The organism is Nocardia stercoris (genome assembly GCF_003696265.1).
GTDB lineage: Bacteria > Actinomycetota > Actinomycetes > Mycobacteriales > Mycobacteriaceae > Nocardia > Nocardia stercoris.
Genome location: NZ_RFFH01000006.1, coordinates 63,908 through 78,274 on the forward strand (window position 1 = coordinate 63,908; position 14,367 = coordinate 78,274).

Annotated in this window: 16 protein-coding genes and 1 pseudogene; 8 read left to right on the forward strand and 9 right to left on the reverse strand. The window is 69.1% G+C overall.

Features of this window, described 5'->3' with window-relative positions; genetic code table 11:
* Positions 1–85: 85 nt before the first annotated feature.
* Positions 86–490, reverse strand: coding sequence for an acyl-CoA thioesterase (locus EBN03_RS15885; RefSeq protein ID WP_233608440.1), 405 nt, complete (start codon positions 488–490; stop codon positions 86–88).
* A gap of 106 nt (positions 491–596) precedes the next feature.
* Between EBN03_RS15885 and EBN03_RS15890 the strand changes: the two genes are divergently transcribed.
* Positions 597–2,069 carry an MFS transporter gene (locus tag EBN03_RS15890; protein WP_122188826.1) on the forward strand — a complete coding sequence of 491 codons (1,473 nt, stop codon included), beginning with the start codon at positions 597–599 and terminating at the stop codon, positions 2,067–2,069.
* Between the two features lie 54 nt (positions 2,070–2,123).
* On the opposite strand, the gene EBN03_RS15895 is transcribed toward EBN03_RS15890, so the two are convergent.
* From EBN03_RS15895 to EBN03_RS15910, 4 genes and pseudogenes are all read right to left on the reverse strand, one after another.
* Positions 2,124–2,450 (reverse strand): hypothetical protein, encoded by a 327-nt coding sequence (locus tag EBN03_RS15895; RefSeq protein ID WP_122188827.1) that lies wholly within the window; start codon positions 2,448–2,450, stop codon positions 2,124–2,126.
* A gap of 193 nt (positions 2,451–2,643) precedes the next feature.
* The gene (locus EBN03_RS15900; RefSeq protein ID WP_122189069.1) at positions 2,644–4,056 is read right to left on the reverse strand and encodes an NAD(P)(+) transhydrogenase (Re/Si-specific) subunit beta; all 1,413 of its coding nucleotides are present in this window, start codon (positions 4,054–4,056) and stop codon (positions 2,644–2,646) included.
* Between the two features lie 17 nt (positions 4,057–4,073).
* Positions 4,074–4,373, reverse strand: coding sequence for an NAD(P) transhydrogenase subunit alpha (locus EBN03_RS15905; protein WP_122188828.1), 300 nt, complete (start codon positions 4,371–4,373; stop codon positions 4,074–4,076).
* Between the two features lie 23 nt (positions 4,374–4,396).
* Positions 4,397–5,611 (reverse strand): annotated as a pseudogene (locus EBN03_RS15910) (Re/Si-specific NAD(P)(+) transhydrogenase subunit alpha); the annotation flags it as partial.
* Between the two features lie 236 nt (positions 5,612–5,847).
* Here EBN03_RS15910 and EBN03_RS15915 point away from each other — a divergent pair.
* From EBN03_RS15915 to EBN03_RS33765, 5 genes are all read left to right on the forward strand, one after another.
* Entirely contained in the window at positions 5,848–6,294 is a 447-nt protein-coding gene (locus EBN03_RS15915; RefSeq protein ID WP_199742801.1) for an HIT family protein, read from the forward strand.
* Positions 6,295–6,349: 55 nt separating this feature from the next.
* The gene (locus EBN03_RS15920; protein ID WP_122188830.1) at positions 6,350–7,171 is read left to right on the forward strand and encodes a maleylpyruvate isomerase family mycothiol-dependent enzyme; all 822 of its coding nucleotides are present in this window, start codon (positions 6,350–6,352) and stop codon (positions 7,169–7,171) included.
* Between the two features lie 6 nt (positions 7,172–7,177).
* Positions 7,178–7,828 carry a Type 1 glutamine amidotransferase-like domain-containing protein gene (locus EBN03_RS15925; protein ID WP_122188831.1) on the forward strand — a complete coding sequence of 217 codons (651 nt, stop codon included), beginning with the start codon at positions 7,178–7,180 and terminating at the stop codon, positions 7,826–7,828.
* A 281-nt stretch (positions 7,829–8,109) separates the two neighbouring features.
* Positions 8,110–9,060 (forward strand): LysR family transcriptional regulator, encoded by a 951-nt coding sequence (locus EBN03_RS15930; protein ID WP_122188832.1) that lies wholly within the window; start codon positions 8,110–8,112, stop codon positions 9,058–9,060.
* An 82-nt stretch (positions 9,061–9,142) separates the two neighbouring features.
* A complete protein-coding gene (locus EBN03_RS33765) occupies positions 9,143–9,328 on the forward strand; it encodes a hypothetical protein (RefSeq protein ID WP_147471603.1) in 186 nt (61 codons plus the stop codon).
* A 147-nt stretch (positions 9,329–9,475) separates the two neighbouring features.
* Here the strand turns inward: EBN03_RS33765 and EBN03_RS15935 are convergent, their stop codons facing one another.
* Positions 9,476–10,057: a TetR family transcriptional regulator gene (locus EBN03_RS15935; RefSeq protein ID WP_122188833.1), complete on the reverse strand. Its 582-nt coding sequence runs from the start codon at positions 10,055–10,057 to the stop codon at positions 9,476–9,478.
* 131 nt (positions 10,058–10,188) lie between these two features.
* Here EBN03_RS15935 and EBN03_RS15940 point away from each other — a divergent pair, with 131 nt between their 5' ends.
* Positions 10,189–11,640, forward strand: a complete 1,452-nt coding sequence (locus tag EBN03_RS15940) for an MFS transporter (RefSeq protein WP_122188834.1) — start codon at positions 10,189–10,191, stop codon at positions 11,638–11,640.
* Between the two features lie 106 nt (positions 11,641–11,746).
* On the opposite strand, the gene EBN03_RS15945 is transcribed toward EBN03_RS15940, so the two are convergent.
* The 3 genes from EBN03_RS15945 to EBN03_RS15950 all read right to left on the reverse strand — a co-directional run bounded on the left by EBN03_RS15945 (position 11,747) and on the right by EBN03_RS15950 (position 12,929).
* Complete coding sequence (locus EBN03_RS15945; RefSeq protein WP_122188835.1) at positions 11,747–11,947, reverse strand: hypothetical protein; 201 nt, start codon at positions 11,945–11,947, stop codon at positions 11,747–11,749.
* Between the two features lie 80 nt (positions 11,948–12,027).
* Positions 12,028–12,186 (reverse strand): hypothetical protein, encoded by a 159-nt coding sequence (locus EBN03_RS34155; RefSeq protein WP_158675637.1) that lies wholly within the window; start codon positions 12,184–12,186, stop codon positions 12,028–12,030.
* A gap of 422 nt (positions 12,187–12,608) precedes the next feature.
* Positions 12,609–12,929 (reverse strand): GroES family chaperonin, encoded by a 321-nt coding sequence (locus EBN03_RS15950; protein ID WP_122188836.1) that lies wholly within the window; start codon positions 12,927–12,929, stop codon positions 12,609–12,611.
* A gap of 54 nt (positions 12,930–12,983) precedes the next feature.
* Between EBN03_RS15950 and EBN03_RS15955 the strand changes: the two genes are divergently transcribed.
* Positions 12,984–14,342, forward strand: coding sequence for an FAD-binding oxidoreductase (locus EBN03_RS15955; RefSeq protein ID WP_122188837.1), 1,359 nt, complete (start codon positions 12,984–12,986; stop codon positions 14,340–14,342).
* Positions 14,343–14,367 lie beyond the last annotated feature (25 nt).

The window sequence follows — 14,367 nt, forward strand, 5'->3', positions numbered from 1 at the left end:
TAACCTGTCGCAGACGGTCCGGGCATCGACCGCATCCGCAGCGGGCTGCCCACGGGTCACGCTCGGCCTCGCGCCGCGAACCGGCTCAGGCGGAAGCGCTCTCGACGACCAGGGCCTGCGCCGCGGTTCGCACGATGTCGGGGATCTCCACCGGCTTGCGGGTAGCGTGGTCGACATAGACGTGGACGAAGGTGCCGGTGGCGGCGAGTTCCAGATCGCCATCGGCTACCCGGAACACCGCGAGCTCGTAGGTGATGCTCGAGCGGCCCAGGCGTGTGACTCGCAGGCCGACCCGCAGGTCGTCGGGGAAGCTGATGGATCCCAGGTACTTGCAGGAGGTCGTCGCGACCACGCCGAGCGCCGGGAGCTCGCGGATGTCGACCCCGGTCGCCTGCATCAACCACGCGTTGACCGCGGTGTCGAAGTAGGCGTAGTACGTCACGTTGTTGACGTGCCCGTAGTGGTCGTTGTCGGCCCACCGGGTCGGCATCGGCCAGAGCACGGGATAGTCCTGCTGCGTCGTCACAGGGGTTGACGATACGTGGCAATCGCGGTCATCGAAGGTCCCCGCCTGCGCCGCCGGTACCGTCGAGTGGATGGACACGGCGGGGATCATGCGGCAGGCGCGGCGGGCTCGGGTCGCGGTGTTCGGCGTCTTCGGGCTCAACGGGTTCCTGGCCGCGATGTGGGTGGTGCACATTCCGGCGATCACCGGCCGGACGGGGGTGTCCCACGCGGTGCTGGGGGTGTTGATCCTGGTGATGGCTCTCGGCGGGATCGCGGGCATGCAGGCGGTCGGTCCGGTGGCCGATCGGTTCGGGAGCCGGGCGGTGGTGGCCGCTGCGCTCGGCGCCCTCGCGGTGACCGTGCTGGGCCCGGCTCTCGCGACCGGGCCGGTGGCGCTGGGCGCCGCCCTGCTCGCGTTCGGCGCCGCCAACGGCGCCCTGGACGTATCGATGAATGCCCAAGCCGTGCACGTGGAACGGGTCTACGGTCGGCCGATCATGTCCGCGTTCCACGGCGCGTTCTCCTGCGGGGGTCTGGCGGGTTCACTGCTCGGCGCGGCCGCGCTGCGCGCGAACTGGGCGCTGCCCGTGACCTTCACCGCGACAGCGATTCTCGGCGCCCTCGCCGCCTGCATGCTCACCCGTCACCTACTGCCAGCTGGATCTCACACCGGCACAACGATTCCGGGCACCGGAACCACGCCCACACCGCGCAGCCCCACCGAGGCCACGGATTCTGATGCGGCGCAACCGCATCGGCCCACAGCCGCGTCGGCCGCGACCGGACCGGACGCTGCGGCCGCAGCCACTGCGGCTCAGCCACATCAGCCCACAGCCGCGTCAGCCGCGACCGGACCGGACGGTGCGGCCGCAGCCACTGCGGCTCAGCCACATCAGCCCGCAACCGCGTCGGCCACCGGTGCGGCCGCAGCGGGTTCGGTCAACCCCGCGCGGGGTCGGCGCGGACCCTGGCGGCGGGTCCTCCCGCTGGCGGTACTCGCCTTCGCGGTGCTGATGACCGAAGGGGTGGCCAATGATTGGAGTGCGCTGCAGGTGCGCGAGCATCTGCGTGTCAGCTCGGCGACGGCGGCGCTGGCGTTCGGCGCCTTCTCCACCACCATGACGCTGGGCCGGTTCACCGCCGACCGGATCTGCGCCCGTATCGGCCGAGTCGCGGTGGTGCGCTGGGGAACCCTGCTGGCGGCGGCCGGACTGGGGCTGATCATCGCCGTGCCGTGGCTGCCGACCACACTCGCCGGGTGGGCCTTGCTGGGCGCCGGGCTGGCGGGAGCAGTCCCGCAGATCTTCACCGCCGCAGGGAATCTCGGCAGTTCGACACCGACGACGGACATGTCGCGGGTGTTCGGCATCGGTTATCTCGGTTTCCTGGCCGGCCCTTCGGTGATCGGCCGGCTCAGCGAATCCAGTTCCCTGACAATCGCACTGCTGTTCCCGCTGGCGGCGGTTCTGCTCTGCGCGGCCGGCGCCGGTGTCGTGGTCCCGCCCGGTGACGAGCCCGCAGGGCCGGTTCCGGCACGAGCACAGGATCAGCCCGCTACCTAGCCGGCCCATCGCGGCCATCGCTCGCGAACCGGCCCGAGCCGCAACAGGTCCCGGTCAGCTGTCGCAGGAGTGCAGGGCCGCCAGGCCCTTCGCGGACAGGTCCGGCCACGGTGGGCGGCGCAGCACGGCCGCGGCGCCGAACGTGGCCGCGACCAGGCCGACCGCGATGCCCAGGCGGGCGACGCGAGTGTCGTCGGCCGTGGGGACGAAGGTGGGCTCACCGTCCGCGATCACGAGGATGCCGAGCGGACGGTCGGGGCGCAGCCAGCCGCCGGGGCTGGTCACGGTGATGACGGTGACGCCGGTGTCGGTCCGATGTGGTTCACCGAAGACCGGGACGTGGCCCGGTACCAGCTGGGCGAACTGCTCCCGCAACGTCACTCCGACTCCCCTCCCACAGGTGATCACCGGTTGTTCCCGCCTACCCTACGCGGAACGACCGCCCGCAGCGCGTAGCGGAGACGACCGATCCACCACGCTGATCGGACCGCGGGCGCCGCGGGCATTCGCGGGCCGGGAAAACGCGACGCCCGCACCACGGGCTCGTGGTGCGGGCGTCGCGAGATGTGCTTTCCTACAGCGCCTTCAGTTCCTCGGTGACCTCACCGACGGACTTCTTGGCGTCACCGAACAGCATCGAGGTGGTGTCGGCGTAGAACAGCGGGTTGTCGATACCAGCGAAACCGGAGTTCATCGACCGCTTCAGCACGATCACGCTCTTGGCCTGGTCGACGTTCAACACCGGCATGCCGTAGATCGGGGACGAGGAGTCCTCACGGGCGGCCGGGTTGGTGACGTCGTTGGCGCCGATGACCAGAACCACATCGGTGCGGGCGAATTCGCCGTTGATGTCGTCCATTTCCTTCATCGCGTCATAGGACACCTCGGCCTCGGCGAGCAGCACGTTCATGTGCCCGGGCATGCGGCCGGCGACCGGATGAATCGCGTACTTGACCTCGACACCCTTGGTCTCGAGCAGCCCCGCCATTTCCTTGACCGCGTGCTGCGCCTGCGCGACGGCCATACCGTAACCGGGAACCACGATCACCTGGTTGGCGTAGGCCATCTGGATCGCGGCGTCGGCGGCCGAGGTGGCCTTGGCCTGCTTCTGCTCCCCGCCCGAAGCGCCGGGAGCGGTTCCGCCGCCACCGAATCCACCGGCGACGATGGCCGGGATGGACCGGTTCATGGCCTTGGCCATGAGGTTGGTGAGGATGGTGCCGGACGCGCCGACGATCATGCCCGCCACGATCATGGCGGTGTTGTTCAACGCCAGACCGGCGGCCGCGGCGGACAGACCGGTGAGCGCGTTGAGCAGCGAGATGACGACCGGCATGTCCGCGCCACCGATCGGCAGCACGACCATCAGGCCCAGCACACCGGCCAGCACCAGCACGCCGATCATCCACGCCTGCGGCACACCGTCTTTCGAGGCGCCCAGGCCGACGACGACCGCGCACGCGATCGCGCCGACGAGCAGGATCAGGTTCAGCGGCTGCTGCAGTTTGCCGACGCCGAGCGGGCGGCCGGGCAGGATCTCCTGCAGCTTGCCGAACGCGATCAGCGAGCCCCAGAACGACACCGAGCCGATCACCGCGGCGAACAGCGAACCGATGATGATGTGCACGTTCGGCTGCTCGGCGACCCGCGAGAAGCCCTTGGTGTCGAGGAATTCCGCCCACGCGATCAGCGCGACCGTGCCACCACCGACACCGTTGAACGCCGCGACCAGCTGCGGCATCTCGGTCATCTTGGTGAACTTGGCCGGCGGAACACCCAGGGCCACACCGACGACCAGGCCGGCGACGATGAGGATCCAGTTGCTGGTGTGGCGCACCGAGATCAGGGTGGCGATCACCGCGATGGCCATACCGACCGCGGCGATCTGGTTACCGCGCACGGCGGTCTTGGGGCCGGTCAGCCCCATCAGGCCGTAGATGAACATCGCGAACGCCACGATGTAGAGGCCGTTGACCAGGTAGGTCATGTTGTCGACGGTGTGCATCACTTGGCCGCCTTCTTACCCTTGAACATGCCCAGCATGCGGTCGGTCACGACGAAGCCACCGATGACGTTCAGGGTTCCGAACACGACGGCGATGAACAGGATGACCTGCACCAGGATCGAGGGATCCTTGACGTTGCCCAGGGTGACCAGCGCACCGAGGACGACGATGCCGTGGATGGCGTTGGTACCCGACATCAGCGGGGTGTGCAGGGTGTTGGGGACCTTGGAGATCACCGCGAACCCGACGAATCCCGACAGCACCAGGATCGCGATATTGGCCAGCAGTTCGGTGTACATCAGTTCTCCACCTCGGTGTCGGTCGCGGATTCAGCGGCCGGCTCGGCGGTCTCGGCCACTGCAGCCTCGGTCGGCTCGGCCGCTGCAGCGTCGGTCGGCTCCGCCGACGTGGGCACGCCGGTGACGCAGGAGTCGGCGAGCACCTGGTCGCCGAAGTCGGGCGCGAGCGTGCCGTCGACCAGCATGAGTTCGAGCAGGGCCGCGATGTTCTTGGCGTAGAGCTCGCTGGCGTGTTCGGGCATGGTGGCCGGCAGGTTCAGCGGCGAGGCGATGGTGACACCGTGCTTGACGACGATCTCGCCGGGCTCGGTGAGTTCGCAGTTACCGCCGGTCTCGCCGGCGAGGTCGACGATCACACTGCCGGGCTTCATGCCCTCGACGGCGGCGGCGGTGACCAGGCGCGGCGCGGGCCGGCCCGGAACGAGCGCGGTGGTGATCACCACGTCGAAGCCCTTGATCGCGTCTTCCAAAGCCTGCTGCTGGGCGGCCTTTTCGTCGTCGGTGAGTTCACGGGCGTAGCCGCCCTCACCGGCGGCGTCGATGCCGAGGTCGAGCCACTGGGCGCCGACGGACCGGACCTGGTCGGCGACCTCGGGGCGCACGTCGTATCCGGTGGTGCGGCCGCCGAGCCGCTTGGCCGTGGCCAGCGCCTGCAGGCCCGCGACACCGACACCGAGCACGAGCACGGTCGCGGGCTTCACGGTCCCGGCGGCGGTGGTCAGCATGGGGAAGAACCGGGTCGACTGCTCGGCAGCCAACAGCACGGCCTTGTATCCGGCGACGTTGGCCTGCGAGGACAGCGCGTCCATCACCTGGGCACGCGAGATACGCGGGATCGCCTCGACGGCGAAGGCGCGGACACCGGCCTCACGCAGAGCACCGATCTTGTTGTCCGCGTTGCGCGGTGCGAGGAATCCGATCAGGGTCGTACCGGAGCCGAGCTTGGCGATCTCGGCGTCGGTGGGCGGCGCGACCTTGACCACGACGTCGGCCTTCCACGGGTCACCGATCTCGGCACCCGCATCGATGTATGCCTCGTCGGGGATCAGGGCGCCGAGCCCGGCTCCCGCCTCCACGACGACGTGCACTCCGCTCTTCACCAGGCTCGGGATGATCTTGGGTACCAGCGCGACACGGCGCTCGCCTGCATTGGTCTCTCGGACCACGCCGACCCGCGTCCCCGCGGGGTCACGCGGCTGCGTGCCCAGCGGCGCGTCGGCGCTCTGAGTAGTCTCCACTGGCAACTTCCTTACTCGTGGTGGCAGCTGGCCCCCGACTGTGCGGTGGACCGCCTCGATCCGGCCGCGAATCCCCCGAACTTACTCACTGGTAAGTTCGCGAGAATCCTCGCAACCATACCGGGTCAGCGGTGAGCGTAGCGGAGAGCAACATCACAATGCGAAGCGAGAAGCACATTCACTTCTCTTTTCGCCGATGCCGACGGCGAATCCCCTTACCCCGTAAAGTCTCACCGGTGACCGCCTGCATCTTCTGTGCGATCGTCGCCGGGACCGCCCCGGCCACGGTCGTTCACGAGGACGAACACCTTATCGCCTTCCTGGACATTCGTCCAATTACGCGGGGCCACACCTTGATCGTCCCCAAGCGGCACGCCACGAACCTCGACGACCTCACACCCGCCGACAGCGCCCGCATCTTCGCGTTCGGACATCGGCTCGCCCGGGCCCTGCGCCGAGGTGAGCTGCACGCCGACGGCGCGAACCTGGTCCTGAACGACGGCAGCGCCGCCTTCCAGACCGTTCACCACGTCCACCTGCACGTCGTGCCCCGCCGCCGGGGCGACACACTCGGCTTCGCAGCCGGATTCCTGCTGCGCAGACCGCACGACCCGATCGCCACCGCCGCCGCGATCCGCGCCGGACTCGACCGTCACACCGACACACCGGAGCCGCAGTCATGAGCGAACGAATCAGGTACGCGCGCATCGCCGCGCCGAGCGACAGCGAGGCGCAGCGATGAGCATCGCACCCGATCAGGGCCGGACCACAGCTTTACTGACCAGTCAGTGGGAGGCGATCGCGCGCCTGGTCACAGACCTGGACGAGGATACGTGGCGTACCCCCGCCCCGTTGCCGGGCTGGACCGTATTCGACGTGGTCGCCCACATCGTCGGCACCGAATCCATGCTGCTGGGCATCCCCACGCCCGAGTCCGAATCGGACGTGACCGCACTCCCGCACGTGCGCAACGAGATCGGCGCCTTCAACGAGCTCTGGCTGGAGGCCCTGCGGCCGCTGTCCGGCGCCGAACTGCTGGCGCGCTACACCGACGTGGTCACGCGGCGCGCGGCGGCACTGACCGCCATGGACGACGCGGCGTGGACGGAACCGGCGCAGTCCCCCATCGGCATCGTGCCCTACGGCCGGTTCATGGAGGTCCGGCTGTTCGACTGCTGGATGCACGAACGCGATATCGCCGACGCGCTCGGCGTCGCGATGGACGAGGACACCGACCGGGGCGCAACGGCTTTCGGCCAGCTGACCGCGACCCTGGGCCGCTCGATCGGCAAGGGCGCGCAGGCGCCGGACGGGTCCCGGATCACCGTCGAGCTGACCGGGCCGCTCGGCCGCACCCTGCACCTGGCGGTGGGCGGCCGCGCCGAACAGGTCGCCGAACTCGACGGGCCCGCGACCGTCACCCTCGCGATGCCAGCGGACCTGTTCGCCCGGCTGCGCGGCGGCCGCACCTCCGCGAGCGCCCGGACGGACGAGATCACGATCACCGGCGACACCGCACTGGGCGAACGGATCGTGGCCAACCTGGGCTTCACCATCTGATCCGGGATGCGATTGTTCCTGTCCAGCTACCGATTCGGCGACCACTACGACCGGTTCGCCGAACTGGCGGGCGGGCCGGGGCCGATCGCGGTGATCCCCAACGCCTGTGACGCCTGGCCACGAGCCTGGCAGGCCGCGGTGACCAGCGATCTGGTGCCGTTGCGCCGCCGAGGCTTCCGGCCGGAGGTGCTGGATCTGCGCGAATTCGCCGGGCGCGCAACGGAACTGGAACGCCGACTGCGCTCCTACCCTGCGGTGTGGGTGCGCGGCGGCAACACCTTCGTATTGCGCGCCCAATGTGCCCGCAGCGGAGCGGATCTCGTGCTGCCCGCGCTGCTCGCCGAGGACGCGCTGCTCTACGCCGGCTACAGCGCCGGCGCCTGCCTGCCGACCCCGGATCTGCACGGCTTGGAGAGCTCGGACGACCCGGACGAGGTCTTGCCCACCTGTGGTGTCGAACCTCGGTGGGACGGACTGGGCTTGGTCGACCACCGCATCGTGCCCCACGTCGATTCGCCCGGTACGGATCCCGACGGTCACGGCACGCGGCTGGCGGCCGAGTTCCGCGCCCGGGGCATCCCGCACTGGGCTCTGACCGACGCCGACGCGGTGGTCGTGGACGGCGCGCGAACCGACGTGCTGGCTGCACGGAACTGAGCGGAGCGCGCGGCGCCCGAATCCGGCCCGACCGGGCGTCGTCGCGCGCACACCGCGATCTCGCGGGCCGAGACCCACGCCGTCCGGACCGCCCGGAGACCAATTTGTTTCTGGCACCGAAATACCCCGTCCGATTTTCGGCACACGACATCAGGGCGCCGTGACGGGAATACCGCAATCCAATTTCCTCGCCTTACTGACAAATTCAGGTTGTGAATCGCGCATTTCCCGATCGCCGAAACCGCCGAGTGGAGTCCGATTTTCGCCATAGGATACGCGGCATGGAGGTTCACACCCGGCAGTTGCAGTACTTCATAGCGGTAGCCGAGGAGCTCAGCTTCACCCGGGCGGCCCAGCGTCTTCACGTATCCCAGCAGGGCCTGAGCGCGCAGATCAAACAGCTGGAACACGTGATGGATGTGGTCCTGTTCTCCCGCACCACGCGCTATGTCGAACTGACCGCCGCCGGCGAGGTTTTTCTCCGGGACGTCCGGGGCACGCTGAACAGCCTGGACGCCGCCGTACAGCGGGCGCGAGCCACCCACCGCGGCCAGCAGGACCGGCTGGTGCTCGGCGCGCTGGAGGGTGCGGCGCTGACGCTGACCGAGCCGATCCTGTCGACGTTCCGGGAGCAGCATCCGGGCGTCACAGTGGAACTGCGCCAGTTCACCTACCAGGACCCGTCGGCCGGCCTCAGCACCGGCGCGGTGGACGTGGCGTTCACGCGGCGGCCGTTCGTCGACGACGGGGTTCGGTTCGAATCGCTGTTCGCCGAACCGCTGATGGTGATGGTGCCCTCCAGTCACCGGCTGGCCGGGCGCACCGAGGTGTTCGCCCGGGATCTGCTGGGCGAACCGCTGCTCGGCGCGGTCACGACCGACCCGGTCTGGAATGCGTTCTGGGAATTGACCGACCACCGCAACGGTGTTCCCGCGCCGGTGGTGTCACGGTCCAATTCGCTGCTCGAGGAATTGCACAAGGTGGCCACCGGCGTCGGCATCGTGCTCACGGTGGCGTGCGCCCGATGGATTCCGTTTCCCGGAATTCGATTGGTGCCCATTGCCGACGTGCCGCCGAACGAGGTGGCGGTCGGGTGGCGCGGCAGCCACGAAACACCCCTGGTCCGGTCGTTCGTCCAGGTCGCACGCTCGATCCGGGATGCGCATCCCGAGCTGGTCGAGCAACTACAGAAGCCCGATTTCACGGACTGCACGGTACCGCCGCACCTGTAACTCTCGTTCGACAACAAAATGTTGTCGCTGCCCAGAAAACAGTGGTTTCTCTTCCATTTCCCTCCGCCCTACTGTTTTCGGGGTGAGCAGCGGCGCTCACGACAGCGGCGAACTCGTGCCTCCGATATTCGGGCCGGAGCTCGATATTCGCCGATGTAAGTTCGAACGAAGGAGAAACACGATGGGTTCCGTGGAACAGATGCTGCTGCAGGCCCTGCTCAGCCAGCTGACGAAGTCGCTGAGCGGCGCCGCCGGCAGCCACGCCTGACCGGTCGCGATGAGCAGCCGCCGCACCCCTCCCATGTGGTCATCATCCCGGGGTGCGGCGGGCTCGCACAGCGTCGCGCTCGCCGCCGCGAGAGCACGTACGCTACGTACCCGAACCTTCTTGCATTCGATTCTATTGCGCGGCAGTCTATTTCGGCGCGAGCATGCGTCGGGCGGCGTCCTTGATCACGGAACGCTGCCGGTCCGGGCTCCAGTCGGGGCCCACGGCGAACCGCAGCACCTGCGGAACCGCGTTGGGGTAGGTGACCAGGCTCAGCAGCAGGATCAGCACCTGCTCCGGCGGTAGGTCGGCGCGGATGAGGCCGCGGCGCTGCGCGTCGGCGATCTTGCCCGACTTGGCCGCGTAGCGCGCCACCCGGTACTCCGCCGCGGTCTCGGATTCGGGGCCGATCTCCAGGGCTTCCCACAGGGTGAGCCGCAGAAATTCCGGGTGGTCCCGGAGGTAGTCGAGGTGGCCGTCGAGCCAGGCGTCGAGGTCCTCGATATCGATACTGACCGCGGCCGCGACCTCCTGGACGGCGCGTTCCAGCACCTGCTCGAACAGCTGCTGCTTGTCGCCGAAATACGCATAGATCAGCTGCTTGTTGGCCTTGGCGGCCTTGGCGATCCGGTCGATCCGCGCACCCGCGATGCCGAAGCCGGCGAACTCGGCCGTGGCGGCGGCGAAGATGCGCGCCTTGGTGGCCTCGGGATCGCGGGTCGCGGACATTCGACGATGGTAACCAACTATCCGGTTGACAACGGCCGGGGCGGCGCTGGAATATCTCCAACCAACTAGTTAGTTACCTTCTTCGAGGTGCAGCGCCGCACCGAAACACCCGCGACCGCACGGAGATCGCCATGTCAGTCCTCCAGACCCGCACCCACCCAACGACTCCGACCCCACCCGCCCCCTACCCCGACCGCTGGCGGGTCCTGCCGGTGATCCTGTCGGCGATGTTCATGGCGATGTTCGACTGGTTCGTGGTCAACGTGGCCGCGTCCTCGCTCCAGCACGACCTGCACGCCGGGCAGGCCGCCCTCGAAATGATCATCGGCGGTTACGGATTCGCCTACGCCTCGGCCCTGATCACCGGCGGCCGGCTGGGCGACCTGTACGGCTACCGCACCCTGTTCGTGCTCGGCATGCTGAGCTTCGGATTCGCCTCGCTGCTCTGCGGATTGGCCTCCGGCGCCTGGATGCTGGTGGCCTTCCGCATCCTGCAGGGCGCGACCGCGGCCCTGATGGTGCCGCAGCTGCTGGCCCTGATCAACACCCTGTTCCCGGTCACCGAACGGCCCAGGGCGATGGCGGCTTTCGGCGCCACCATCGGGCTGGGCGCGGTGTCGGGCCAGGTGCTGGGCGGCGTACTGCTCGACGCCGACCTGTTCGGCTGGGGCTGGCGCACCATCTTCTACATCAACGTTCCGATCGCCGCGGTGGCCGCGCTGCTGGCCGCGCGCTGGCTGCCCGCCCAGCGCGCACCCGAACGCCCGAGCCTGGATCCCATCGGCGCCCTGGGCATCTCGACGGCGCTGGCCGCGCTGCTGGTTCCGATCACGGTCGGCCGCAGCACGGGCTGGCCGCTGTGGACCTGGGTGAGTGCGGCCGCGTCGGTTCCGCTGTTGGCGCTCGTGCTGCGCTACGAGCGGCGCCTCGCCGCCCGGGGTGGGCGGCCGGTGCTGGACACAGCCATGATCCGCGAGCGGGTATTCGGCGCCGGGATGGTCATCTCGGGCGGCTACCTGGCCTTCTTCGCCGGATTCATGCTGTGCCTGACCCTGCTCCTGCAGGACGGCCTGCATCTGACACCGCTGCGGGCCGGGCTCACCTTCGCCCCGCTGGGCATCTGTTTCGCGAGTTCGTCGCTGCTGCTCGCCCGCCGGGTCGCGGCCCGGTTCGGCAACCGGGTGATCGTGATCGGCACCCTCACCTCGCTCACCGGGACCGTGCTGACGCTCGGGGTGCTACTGGCCGCCGGACCCGGAATCACCGCCTGGGCACTGGTTCCCGGCATGATGATCGTCGGTCTCGGCAACGGGATGACCATTCCCTCGGCACTGGGCGCGGTGCTGTCGTCGGGTATCCGCCCGGAACAGGCGGGCATGGCGGCCGGCGCGCTCACCACCGCCCAGCAGTTCGGTAATGCGGTGGGCGCCACGGTGATCGGCACCATTTTCTTCTCGGTTCTCGGAACCGCTACCGCCACCGGTGATTACGTGACGGCCATGGCCGCCGCGACGGCGGCCGGTCTGGTGATCCTGGCCGTGGTGCTCGCCGCGGCCTGGGCTCTGCCGCGCCACGCCGCGTGAACGCGACACCGCGCCCGGCCGCAGGCGCGGACGGGCGCGGTGCAGTGAACCGCGCGCTACCGCCGAACCGAAGAGTGTGCAGAAGCTCCGGCGGCTACGCGGAGGCTCAGGACAGCGCGAGCGGGGTGGACGACAGTCCGCCGACCACGCCGAGCGCACCCGCGCTCTGGCTGATCAGCAGGCTGCCGACGGCGGAGCCCGCGCCGGTCAGCGCGCTGGAACCGGCGTCCGCGCCGGTCACCAGGGCCTGCAGGCCGTTGCTGGTGAGGAGGATTCCGAGATTGGTGAAGGTGGCGACAGAGCCCATTGTCAATTTCCTTGCTTGTTTGGAACAGGTATCGGGTCGGTGATCGCGGGCCGCGAACGCACCGGCGTTCGCGCGATCGTTCAGGAGGCCGAGGCGCTGCCGGTGAAGAAGGCGCGGCCCACGCCGGACACCGAACCGGCCAGCGTGGCCAGAAGCAGAGTGACGGTGCCGGAGGCACCGTCGACCAGGGTGGCGCTGGCGGGCGCGATCGCATCCGCCGAGGTCGGGTTGGTGATCATTCTGTTCTTCCTCACTTTTTCGGGTCGGCCGATCGACGCGGATCGGCCACACACTGCGCGCGGGCGGGCCCGTTGCCGCCGGGGCCGAGGTACGGCCACGGTCGGTATTCGCCCTCCCGCATACCCCGATTCCAGCCATCTGAAGTATTTGCATTTCAGATTTGCCCACACCACTGGCGGTAGCCGATGCGGACCCGGAGAGAAGCGACCCGCCGCGATCATCCCATGAATTTTTCGACAGACCGGGGCGGGAGGCATCCCGGCCCGGAGTGGCGGTCGCCCACCACCCCGATCCTCGAGATGGTCCCACCCTAGTCATCCCATGACTTGTAGTACATGGTTTCTTGCTAATCGATGCGGCAACGGCAGATGCGTTCCGCATACATTTCAGCTATCAGTCAGCAATGACGCTCGCGGGCGAGCTAGAGGTAGAGGCCGGTACCGTGCTCGGGACGCTCGTTGGCGACCGCGTGCAGGTCACGCTCGCGCATCACCAGATACGCGTGCCCCTGCACCTCGACCTCGAACTGCTCCTCGGCATTGAACAGGACCCGGTCCCCCAGGCTCACCGCCCGCACATGCGAACCAACCCCGCACACCTCGCCCCAGGTCAGGCGCTTGGCCACCTGCGCGGTCGCGGGAATGAGAATGCCGCCCGTGCTCCGCCGCTCGCCGGCCTCCTGGGACACGCGAACCATGACCCGGTCGTGCAACATCTGGATTTCGAGCTTGGGATCCGACACCGCGGCAGTCTACTGCGGGCCGCATACCGCCCGGACCCGCAGTAGGTTCGTAGCGTGGACCTGAAGACCCTGGAAGACCGGCTCCCCGCCGGAACCGTCGTCACCGATCCCGACATTCTGGCCGGTTACCGGCAGGATCGCGCCCTCGACCCCGCCGCCGGCACGCCACTGGCACTGGTCCGGCCGCAGACCACCGCCGAGGTGTCGGCCGTCCTGCGCTGGGCCTCGCAGCACGGGGTGCCGGTGGTGCCGCGCGGCGCCGGGACCGGGCTGTCCGGCGGCGCGACCGCGCAGGACGGCGCCCTGCTGCTGAGCACCGAGCGGATGCGCGCGATCACCATCGACCCGGTCACCCGGACCGCGGTGACCCAGCCGGGCCTGCTGAACGCCGAGGTCAAGCGCGCGGCCGCAGCCGAGGGCCTGTGGTATCCGCCGGACCCGTCGTCGTTCGAGATCTGTTCCATCGGCGGCAACGCCGCCACCAACGCCGGCGGCCTGTGCTGCGTGAAGTACGGCGTCACAACCGATTACATCCTCGGGCTGGAGGTGGTACTCGCCGACGGCACGGTGGTCCGGCTCGGCGGCCCGCGATTGAAGGACTCCGCCGGGCTCTCGCTGACCAAGCTCTTCGTCGGCAGCGAGGGCACCCTCGGCGTCATCACCGAACTCACGCTGCGGCTGCTGCCCGCCCAGCCGCCCCAGGCCACGGTCGTCGCGAGCTTCCCGACGGTGGAAAGCGCCGGCGCGGCCATCCTCGCCGTCACCGGGCAGCTGCGGCCGTCGATGCTGGAATTCATGGACGCGGTCGCGATCGGCGCGGTCGAAGACGAGCTGCGTATGGGCCTGGACCGGTCCGCCGCCGCCCTGCTGGTCGCCCGCTCGGACGCGCCCGGTGAATTCGCCGCCGCCGAAGCGGCCGTCATCGAGGCCGCCTGCACCGAGGCGGGCGCCACCGAGGTGTTCCGCACGCTGGATCCCGAAGAGGGCGAGGCGTTCTGCGCGGCCCGGCGCTTCGCGATCCCCGCGGTCGAACGCAAGGGACCGCTGCTGCTCGAGGACGTCGGCGTGCCGCTGCCCCGGCTCACCGAGCTGGTCACTGGGATCGCGGAGATCGCGCGGCGGCGGGACGTGCTGGTGTCGGTGATCGCGCACGCCGGCGACGGCAACACCCACCCGCTGATCGTCCACGACCCGAACGATCCGGACGAGACCGCCAGGGCCAACCAGGCGTTCGGCGAGATCATGGACCTGGCCATCGCGCTCGGCGGCACCATCACCGGTGAACACGGCGTGGGCCGGCTCAAGAAGGCCTGGCTGCCCGATCAGCTGGGCCCCGACGTGATGGCCCTGACCCAGCGCATCAAGGACGCCCTGGACCCGGCCGGGATTCTCAATCCCGGCGCGGTGCTGTAACAATTCTCACCCAGGGCCACGGATG

Excerpts from the sequence above, each read along its gene's own strand:
- EBN03_RS15885 (WP_233608440.1), bottom strand. The coding sequence starts at position 490 with ATGCCGACCCGGTGGGCCGACAACGACCACTACGGGCACGTCAACAAC.
- EBN03_RS15890 (WP_122188826.1), top strand. The coding sequence starts at position 597 with ATGGACACGGCGGGGATCATGCGGCAGGCGCGGCGGGCTCGGGTCGCG.
- EBN03_RS15900 (WP_122189069.1), bottom strand. The coding sequence starts at position 4,056 with ATGACCTACCTGGTCAACGGCCTCTACATCGTGGCGTTCGCGATGTTC.
- EBN03_RS15905 (WP_122188828.1), bottom strand. The coding sequence starts at position 4,373 with ATGTACACCGAACTGCTGGCCAATATCGCGATCCTGGTGCTGTCGGGA.
- EBN03_RS15920 (WP_122188830.1), top strand. The coding sequence starts at position 6,350 with ATGAGCATCGCACCCGATCAGGGCCGGACCACAGCTTTACTGACCAGT.
- EBN03_RS15925 (WP_122188831.1), top strand. The coding sequence starts at position 7,178 with ATGCGATTGTTCCTGTCCAGCTACCGATTCGGCGACCACTACGACCGG.
- EBN03_RS15930 (WP_122188832.1), top strand. The coding sequence starts at position 8,110 with ATGGAGGTTCACACCCGGCAGTTGCAGTACTTCATAGCGGTAGCCGAG.
- EBN03_RS15935 (WP_122188833.1), bottom strand. The coding sequence starts at position 10,057 with ATGTCCGCGACCCGCGATCCCGAGGCCACCAAGGCGCGCATCTTCGCC.
- EBN03_RS15940 (WP_122188834.1), top strand. The coding sequence starts at position 10,189 with ATGTCAGTCCTCCAGACCCGCACCCACCCAACGACTCCGACCCCACCC.
- EBN03_RS15945 (WP_122188835.1), bottom strand. The coding sequence starts at position 11,947 with ATGGGCTCTGTCGCCACCTTCACCAATCTCGGAATCCTCCTCACCAGC.
- EBN03_RS34155 (WP_158675637.1), bottom strand. The coding sequence starts at position 12,186 with ATGATCACCAACCCGACCTCGGCGGATGCGATCGCGCCCGCCAGCGCC.